Source organism: Archangium sp. (genome assembly GCF_036388035.1).
In the GTDB taxonomy this organism is placed as follows: domain Bacteria; phylum Myxococcota; class Myxococcia; order Myxococcales; family Myxococcaceae; genus Archangium.
Genome location: NZ_DASVSO010000013.1, coordinates 1 through 9760, shown reverse-complemented (window position 1 = coordinate 9760; position 9760 = coordinate 1). Strand labels below are relative to the sequence as shown.

Annotated in this window: 2 protein-coding genes; one reads left to right on the top strand and one right to left on the bottom strand. The window is 67.4% G+C overall.

From position 1 onward, the window contains the following. On the bottom strand, nucleotides 1–2988 hold a 2988-nt coding region (locus VF697_RS00440), incomplete at its 3' end, for a hypothetical protein (protein WP_331091116.1). 390 nt (nucleotides 2989–3378) lie between these two features. On the opposite strand from VF697_RS00440, the gene VF697_RS00435 reads away from it, so the two are divergent. Further along, nucleotides 3379–9760, top strand: a 6382-nt coding sequence (locus VF697_RS00435) for an InlB B-repeat-containing protein (protein ID WP_331091114.1), incomplete at its 3' end; no start/stop codon positions are given.

The following is a 9760-nucleotide window of genomic DNA, read 5'->3' as shown; positions in this document are numbered from 1 at the left end:
CGCGACTCCCGATGCGGGCAGCCGCAAGTTCACGTTCTGGAAGAGAACGTTGGAGAGGGTTCGGAAAACCACCAGGTTGGGCGAAGCCACCCGGAAATCGACCGTGACCTTGCCGCTGCTCTCGAGGCGGCCGGGCTGCGCGAGTCTGGACAGGTCCTGCTCCAGCTCACCCCGGACCGCCAGGCGGCGCCGGTCTGCGCCGAGTTCGAGCCGGCCTTCGGCTTTCAGCTGGGTACTCGTCCCCGCGTTGGACAGTCGCAGGTCGGGGATGTGAATGACGCCATTGGGCTTCCGGCGAGCGGAGAACGACCATTCCAGGTCCTGCACTGGATAGGGCAGCGCCGGCCTCTGTTCGAGGGAGCGGACCTTCAAGAGTTGTTTCAGTTCGATTTCGTCCGCTTCCCACTTCTCGGTGAAGGTGGCGGTGGTGTCGCTGGACACGTCGGCGAATGACAGCCGGCGCTCGCCCATGCGCACGGTGAGTTTTTCCACCGTCAGGTTGCTGTGGACCCTTCGCAGTGGCCCATCGACGTGCGACTCGACCTGCCAATGCAGCGCGGGGAGGTTGAGGGACTGGGCCTTTTCTCTCCAGCGGATACCGCGCGCGTCCACCACTGCCTTTCCCTCGAAGCTGGCGGTGCGCAGAGGGGCAGGGGCCAGGCTCGGGGTTCCGTCGGCGGCGAGGTCCGTGAGCACGCCGAGAAGCGTGCCCCGCAGTTGGACGTTCAGCGCGAGCTGCGAGGGATCCAGCTCCGCGGGCACCCGCGCCTTGGCCAGGAGAGGAGACAGCGCACCGAGGGGCGGAACGTCGCCCTTGACGTCAAAGCGAAGCGCGCGGGCTTTTCGATCGAACGCCAGTGCGGCATCGAGTGCGAGCTTCAGCCCCGCATGGCTGGTGAGCCCCAGCCGGAGCGACGGCTTTCGGCGATCGAGGTCCAGCGTCAGGGTCTGGTGCTGAGGGCCCGCGTCGTTCTCACCGACGCGCAGCCCTTCGATTTGAAGATCCAGCTCGCCCTTGTGCCGCCAGGAATCTCCTCGCGAGCGCATCACGACGGCGAGGTTGCTGGCCGACACGTCGTCCCAGCCCGGCCGCTGCAGGCGCAGCTCCGTTCGGTGCTCCACCCGTGGTGAGGAGGAAAAGAGTGCCGCCAGCTTGCCTGTGGAGGCCAGGTTCACGGCCAGGTGCTTCCAGGGAAGGCGTGCGGCGACCGACTCGGGGATGAAGGGCCGAGCGGCGACGAGGTCCGGGGTCTGGACGGCCAAGGTGTACGCCACATCGTCGGTCCCCTTGGTGGCATTCATCGACGCGTGCATCGTGCCAACGTCGAGCTCCAGCCGAGCGCGGGCCCGGCTGAGCCGCGGCTCGTCCAACCGGGGGAACGCCTCCGACGCGTTGAGCTTCACGTGCACGGGGCCTTTCAGCACCTCGCGTCCATCCGCCGTGACCACCTGGAGCGCCCCCACGGACACGTCCGCCTTCAGTGCGAAGGGCGGCTCACCCGCCAAGGGGGCATGGAGCTGCAATCCCAAACGGTCGGCGGTCGCACGGAGCCCTGCTGCACGAACGTCCAATGCCTCCACCATTCCGGACAGGGCCGCATCCCCCGCGACCTTGATGGGCGATGAGAGCTCTGGCCGCAGCTGTTGGCCCTTCAGTTCACCGTGGGCCTTCGGAACACGAAGCGTGGTGGGCCCCCCGACCTCGAGCCCCTGGAGCGCGAACGCGAGTTGAGCGGCCAGCCCCTGTTGGGGATCCGGGGTCGCCACCAGGGAGACCCGTCCACCGCCGAGTGCCACCCGAAGATCGTCTTGAACGAGCTGGAGGGCCGCAACGTCGATGTCCAGCCCGAGTTTGCCTTGGGCTCCCAGCCGCGGCATGGCGCTGAGCGTGACCTCCTGGGCGTCCAGGTGCACTGCACCGCGCTCGATGGAGAACGGACGCCAATCGGCGGGGACCTGTTGCAGCAGCCGTCCGAGATCGAGATCCACCAGGGCCCGCGTCACGACTGGCGGAACATCCGCTGCATCCGGAAGCACCCACTGGGCTTGCACTTCGGCGCTGTCGGTCAGCTGGGTTCGGTCCAGCTCGATGGCGATGTGCCGCTTCTCGCCATCGAACTTCGCGGAGGCCGTGCCGTGCAGCAGTGCGCGGACCGTGAACTGTGGATTGAAAGTCTGCCGTGCGACATCGAGGTCCACCCGCGCGCGAGCGGCAGACGCCCCTGCCTCCGCCGAGAGGGTCAGTTCCAGCTGGGCCAGGGCCGACGGAATGGCTGAGCCTTCACGGCTCAACTCCAGTGGAAGCGGCGTTCCGGGTTGGCCTATTTTCGCGGAGACCTTCCAGCCATCGTCCTGGGGGTTCGCTTCGACCGTGGCTGCGAGTCCACGCAAGTCCCAGCGATCGATCACCTCACCGTTGCGGACGCGGACGTAGCTCAACGACACGCCCGACACTTCGACTTTCCCGACGGGAGGCGCGGAGGCCAGGAGGGCAGCGACCTGCTGAGAGCCTCCGAGTGGCGCTTCAACGGGCGGCGGCTCAGGGGCTTCCGGCCCCATCAATGCCGTGAGCGAGGTGGCCCCCGCCTCGTCGGCCACCAGGGCAAAGGCCGCGTCCCGCACCGCCACCCGCTCAACGAAGGTGGTCCCGCTCAGCAGCGAGCGGGGCGACCATTGCGCCTCCAGGGTGCCGATGCGCAGCAGCTCGGGCACGATGCTTTGAAACGGCGACGGGGTATGCACCACCAGCCCTTCCAGTCGCAGACCCGAGAGCAGGGCGACCTGGGCTGTTTGGTAGTCCAGCCGCAGGCCCGTGGCCGCTTCCACCCTGGAGACGATGCGCTGTTTCAACCAGGGACGGTCGAGGTTGTGCAGAGCGGCCACCGCGGTGACCAGCACCAGCGCGGGGGGCCCCACGAGAAGCAGGAGCACGCCTGCGATGATTCGAGCCAACCGCCGACGAGGTCGTCCAGCTCCGAGGGATTCCATGATGTTCGGTCGGGAGCGAGCGGTCACCCGCGTCCTACCATGCGGCAGAATCGGCTTTCAATCGCCGGGACCCGGCGGGCTCGGCACCTGCTTACACGGGGCAGGGGCGGGTGCTCACGCGGGGTCGAGGCCCAGGCGAGCATCCGCCGGGCGGCCCTCGAGTACGTGCCGGGTGGGGTGTGGGGTGGGGTGGGCGAGGCGGGGGTTGCCCCCGCCGTCATCTCCAAAGATCAGGATTCGTCCATTTCTAAACGGGAGCTGGACGAAAACTTCTCTCAGAGTAGAATGCCCTGCGGAAAATTGTACAGGTTTTCACACTGAAGTGGGGGCTCACCTTATCGCGTTGGCGCCATCGGGTCCTGAGCGCACGCGGTGTGGTCGCAATCCGGCATGAACCATTCCAAGTTCCTGAGTCCCTCGAAGCGGGCCGCGCCAGTCCTGGCGCCGCGTCCCGGGCATCGCCTTTCCTCCGTCGTGGCGGCCTGCTTCCTGGGAATCCTGGCGGCGTGCTCGGAGGAGCGGAGCTCGCTGGAGAACTCGGCCCAGGGGCTCCACGACAGCGCGCCTCCCTACTGGGATGGAGGCACCGGCCCGGCCGTCCACCACCCCCCGGTCTCCTGGCCCGCGGAACCGGTCGCCTCTGAGTGCGGGGTGACCTGCGGAGAGTGGCTGCCCTACACCCGCTTCCAGAATGCGCTGAACGACCCGCGCACCAAGGACCCGTCGAACGGCGGCACCTCGCCGCAGAACCACGTCAACATCGCCTCGTCGTGCGTCGACAAGGCCCTGCCCAGCGTCTACTACGCTCTCCACAAGCACCCCACGGACCCGACCAAGGACGTTCTCTTGTTCCGCTGGCGCGTCGGCCAGGACGCGCACACCTACGCCACGGGTCCCTCCGCCGGCACGTTCCGCTCGGGTGACCCCTGGAGTTCGGCGCTCTGGACGGTCCTCTTCAACCTCGACGGCAGCGGCTACCGCACCCTCGCCGCGCACATCAACGGGTCGGCCGGTTCCCCCTCGGCGCCCGTCGACACCCTGGCGGGCATCTACGGCAAGATTCCCACCCAGTCGATCAACTACCTGGACGATCCGGCCAACATCAAGCTGCTGGGGACCCAGCCGACCGCCTTCGTCGACGAGGGCACCGAACGCCTCCTCAACTTCACACCCCCGGACGGCACGGCGGCCCCGAAGTCAGTCTGGGGGGATGGCTCCGTGGCGACCGTCTGGGACTACGGCACCACCCGCGCGCAGCTCGTCACCAATAGCCCCTGCACCGAGTACTTCATCGACTACCAGATCCCGGTGGCGATGCTCGATGCGAGCGCGCACGGCGGTCCCAAGGTCACTCGCTCGACGCCCATCTCGATGCTGTTCTGCACCGCGAACAGCCTGAACAATCCCTTCCAGAAGGACTGTGCCCTCAACCGGAAGTGGACCGCGAACACCAACACTCCCGGCCCCTTCGGTGACTTCATCTCCTTCGACAAGGACGACTCCTACGCCCAGCCGCTCATCACCGCGGTGACCGCCAAGGCGCCGAGCACCTGCGCCGACACCTACGAGCTCACCGCCAAGGTGCAGGACGCCCTGTGGGTGAACTCCCAAGAGGTGGTCGAGCCCTCCGTCAAGAAGGTGAGCTTCTGGTACTACCACGACAGGGACCTCGACGGCGTTTCCGACGACGGGAGCACCTGGCGCTGGGCGGCGGACGGCACCCTCGCGTCCGGCAAGCTCAACGAGTGGCGGGCCCGCTGGGACAGCCGCGACCTGCCACGTGGCAACTACCTCATCGGCGTGCAGGCGGTGGATGACAACACCCGTCTGGACGACGGGATGACGCCGACCGGGATAGACAACCGCACCTTCTCCTATGTCACGAGCGACAGCCTGGGGCAGGTGTACATCGGCGGTTCGTGGCACATCGACACGGCGAACTTCCCCGGCCACTTCCCGGTGATGACGCCGCAGGCGAGCGAGAACTGGTACGGCAACCCGCTCATCACCGGCGTCCAGGTTGCCGGGACGGGAGTGGACCTGGCGCTCAACACCTGCGGAGTCGCGCCGACCCTCGGCATGACCGGCACCCCCGGCGAGCTCATCGCGGGCGACAGCGTGAACTTCACCATCACCGTGGGCAACCCCAGCAGCACGACCCCCCTGGACGTGTCCCGCATCGTGGGCGAGCTTCCTCCGGGGTTCAGCTACGTCAACGGGACCACCAGCGGGCCCTTCGGCAGCGCCAACCCGGTCGTCAGCGGGAGCACCCTGACCTGGAACTTCAGCCCCGTCGTCACGGTCGGCACGAGTGCGAGCCTCAGCCTGACCTTCAAAGCGACCGCGGGCAGCGTGGTGGGCAGCTACAACGCCCAGGCGAAAGCAGACACCATCTCCGGCACCATCACCAGCAATCCCGTCCCGCTCACGGTCTACTCGGCGCGGGCCTCGCTCACCCAGGCGCCCAGCCGGTACTCGGTCAAGGCGGATGGGGTCACGCAAGTCAAGTACACCCTCACCTACGCGAACGAGTCGTCGGTGACGCTGTCCAACGCGACCCTCACCAACCCCCTTCCCGCCAACGTCAAGTACGAGAGCTGCACGGGAGGCACCTCCTGCTCGTTCAGCGGCGGGCAGGTGACGTGGCCGTTGGGGACGCTCGCCGCGGGCACGAAGGGGAGCGTGACGTTCAACATCTCCGTCACTCCCGCGTTCACCGCGTCCTCGCTCACCAACGTCGCCACCCTCCAGGCCACCGTGCCTGGCGGCAGCCCGCTCCAGCGCTCGTCCACCAGCACCATCGCCGTCGAGCGGCCAGTCCCCGTGTTCAGTCTCTCGATGACGTCGAGCGTGGCCGTCGTCAATCCGGGCGGCTCCGTCACGTGGACGCTCACCTATGAAAACCAGGGCGACGGCTCGGCGGATGGCAGCCTCCTCGTGAGCGCCCTGCCCGCCGGCTTCACCTTCGTCAACGCCAGCTGCTCGTTCACTGGCAGCGCGCACTTCAAGAGCTGCACGCACTCCAACGGAACAGTCGAGTTCCGTGACGCGGGAGGCGCAAGGGTCGCGGTGGGGCCTGGCGGGAAAGGCTCGGTGTCATTCTCCGCGACCGCGGCAGCCGCCCCCTTCACCCACCCGAATCCGGGCGTGAACCGCGCCACCCTCAGCCCACTCACGGGGCCCGGTGCCGCGCAGGCCCAGTCCTCCGTTGGTGTTTCCGGGGATTACTATTGCAACAACACCTTCTACTTCCGGCGCGGTGTGGACAACCAACAGGCGACGGTGCGTCCCGCCTCCCTCAATCCGCCCACGGACAGCACCCCCTACAGCACCCTGGTGACGGCCACCTCGGAGTATGGCGCTACCGCTGATCTCACGTTCCTTCAGGAGCCGGCCTTCCCGCAGCAAACGGCCATCGGGGGATTGACGCCCACCCTCATTCTCTACCTGACCGTTCCTCAGGGTGGTGGCCAGATGCATATCGACCTGTACAAGGTCAATACCACCACCAATGCCAGGACCCTGATTTCCCAAACGACACCGGTGGACTTCAGCCTCGGCAATGGTTCGGCCACGCTGATCACCCACCAGCTTCCCGCGGTGGCGGCGGGCACGACGGTGCAATCCACTGAGAAATTGCAGTGGGTCATCAGGTTCAAGGCGAACGGCGGGACTCGTAACATCACGCTTCACTACGACTCCCTCACGGAGCAGTCCCGGTCGGCGTTCTGTCCGGCCACTGCCCCGGCCAACCTGTCCCTGTCCAACACGGTCGACAAGCTGCGGATCTCCGGGGCGGTCGAGAAGCTCACCTACACGCTGAGCTACGCGAACGTGGGTAGCTCCTCCGCCTCCAACGTCGTGCTGACGGATGACCTCCCGGCGGGGATGACGGCCTGCGAGTACTCCATCGACAGCGGCTCGACCTGGCAGGCGTGCTCGGCGGCGGCGAGCAGCCCGCAGCGCCACGTCTTCTCCCTGGGCGCCCTCGCCGCCGGAGCAACCGGCACGGTGCAGGTGCGGGGCAACTCGCCAGCCTCGCCCACCTCGGGCCAGCCGCTCGTCAACACGGCGACCCTCACCAGCAATGAGACCTCACCGCTCAGCGCGACGGCTTCCACCACGATCACGGGGAGCGCCCTGCCGATGCTGACCATCACCGGTGCCGCGGACAAGGTGGTCGTCGGACCAGGAGGGGTGGTCACCTACACCTTCCAGGTGGAGAACGTGGGCACGGGGACGGCGACGAACGTGGCGGTGTCCAATGCCATCCCGGCCACGTCCTGGTACCAGTACGTGGCGGGCAGCATCACGGGCGGCGTTACCCCTTCGGCCTCGGGCAGCAACCTGAGCTGGCCCATCGGCACCCTGCCCGCGGGCTCCACGGCCACCCTGAGCTTCCGGATGGTCGTCTCCGCAACTGGACTCCCGAGCGGACTGACCGCGCTGGATGACTTCGCGACGGTCTCCGACAGCAGCTCCTGCACGGGCGCGTCCAGGCCCGCGAGCTGCACGAGCAACACGGTCACCGTCCTGGCGGACGGCAATGCGAACCTGACGCTGAGCAGCTCGGGCACGCCGACGTCCGTCGTGCCTGGGCTGCTCATTGAGTACACGCTGACGGTGGGAAGCGCGGGCTCCTCCACGGCCACCGGGGTGGTGCTCAGCGACTCCCTCCCGCCCTACACGCGCTTCGAGTCCATCACCCAGGGGAGCGGGTCGTACGACGTCGGTAAGAACCAGGTGAACTTCTCCCTCGGAGACCTCGCCCCCGGGCAGACCCGGGAGCTCAAGTTCCGGGTGCGGGTCGATAACTCCCTGCCAGGGCGCCTGACGCCCCTGGTCAACAAAGCCTCGGTGAGCGCCAGCAACGCGCAACTCCGCGAGTCGACCGTCGCGACCTCAGTGGAGCGAGAGCGCATGAGCCTCATCAGCAGCGGCCCGGCGAGCCTGCCAGGCCCTGCCGCGCAGCTGGCAGCCAGTGCCTCGAACACGACGACCCTGAAGGTCAACAGCTCCGCGCTGCTCGAGGTCGGAGGGTACCTGTCCCTCAACGGGACGGTCGCTCGGATCACGGGCATCGCCGGCACGACGGTGACGGTGGCCTCGCCGGTGAACGGGAGCATGGGGGATAAGCTCTGGCGGAGCGCGGCGTATACGGTCAGTTACGCCAACAACGGGAACGCCGGCGCTGAGTCGGTGGTCGTCACCAGCCATCTGCCGGCAGGGTGGCTCTACGTCGGTTCTTTCCCTGAGGCCAACGCCAAACCGGGCGTGGGGACGACGGGCAGCGTGAGCTGGAACCTGGGGAGCGTCGCCGCCAGGGAGTCTTCCTCGTTGCAGGTCGTGGCGATTCCGACTCGCACCGATACGCTCCCGTCCGAGGTCGTCGACTTCTACTCCTGCCCCAGCGCGACAAGGTCGGATTGCTCCGACTCCGTCACCACCCAGGTGGGTGGACTGAGCGTGACGAAGAGCACCAGCACGCCCGTGGTGTCCGCGGGCGGGACCGCCACGTACACGATTACCGTGGAGAACTCCCTCAACACGAGCGTGGAGGGGATCTCGGTCACCGACCTCTTGCCGAGCGGGTTCCGCTACCAGCCGGGCTCCAGCACTCTGGCGCCCACCTCCGTCCACCAGGGGGGACAGCCGACGTGGTCTGGGCTCGCGGTGACCATGGGGGCGCCGCTGGTGCTCACCTTCAAGGTGGACGTCGACGTGTCCACCGGTACCGGCACCTACAACAACGAGCTGTCGGTGGTGGCTCCCACCGGTGTGGGCGTCACGCCGTTCGACGCGCTCAGCACCACGGCTGAGGACGTGACGGTGTTGGACGCGAAATCCTTCGTGGTCGCCGGCCACGTCTTCCGGGACCGGCCAGCGCTCGGCGTCCACGATAACGACGACACCGGTCTGGAGGGCGTGGTGGTGGAGGTCAACGGTGGCCCCACCCTCGGACTGTTCAGCACCCAGACGGACGGCTTCGGCTACTTCCAGCGCATCCTCCGGACAGGGACGACGGAGACCTGGAAGGTGTCCATCCCCACGGGAGCATCGAATCAGAACGTGCTGAACGGCCTGGTGCTGTACAGCGCCTACTCCACGCCGGTGGATCTCAATCCCAGCAGCCCGGCAGCGACGAGCCTCCGCTTCGGCTACATCCCCACCGCGGAGGCCACCTACACCGTCAGCACCGAGGTGACGGCGGGCGGCAGCGTTTCGTCACCCAGCAGCGCCAAGGTGACGCACGGCAAGACGGCCACCTTCACCGTGACGCCTGACACCGGGTACGTGGTGCAGAGTGTGACGGGTTGCGGCGGCACCCTCTCTGGTACCACCTACACCACGGCCGCGGTGACGGGGGACTGCACCGTCTCCGTCTCCTTCATCAGGGAGTACACCGTCAGCACCGAGGTGACGGCGGGCGGCAGCATCTCGCCCGGCAGCGCCAAGGTGGTGCACGGCGGCACCACCTTCTTCACCGTGACGCCTGACACCGGGTACGTGGTGCAGAGTGTGACGGGTTGCGGTGGCACGCTGGCCAAGGGCGTCTACACCACGGCTGAGGTGACGGAGGACTGCACCGTCTCCGTCTCTTTCATCAAGGAGTACACCGTCAGCACCGAGGTGACGGCGGGTGGCAGCATCTCGCCCGGCAGCGCCAAGGTGGTGCATGGCGGCACCACCTTCTTCACCGTGACGCCTGACACCGGGTACGTGGTGCAGAGTGTGACGGGTTGCGGTGGCACGCTGGCCAAGGGTGTCTACA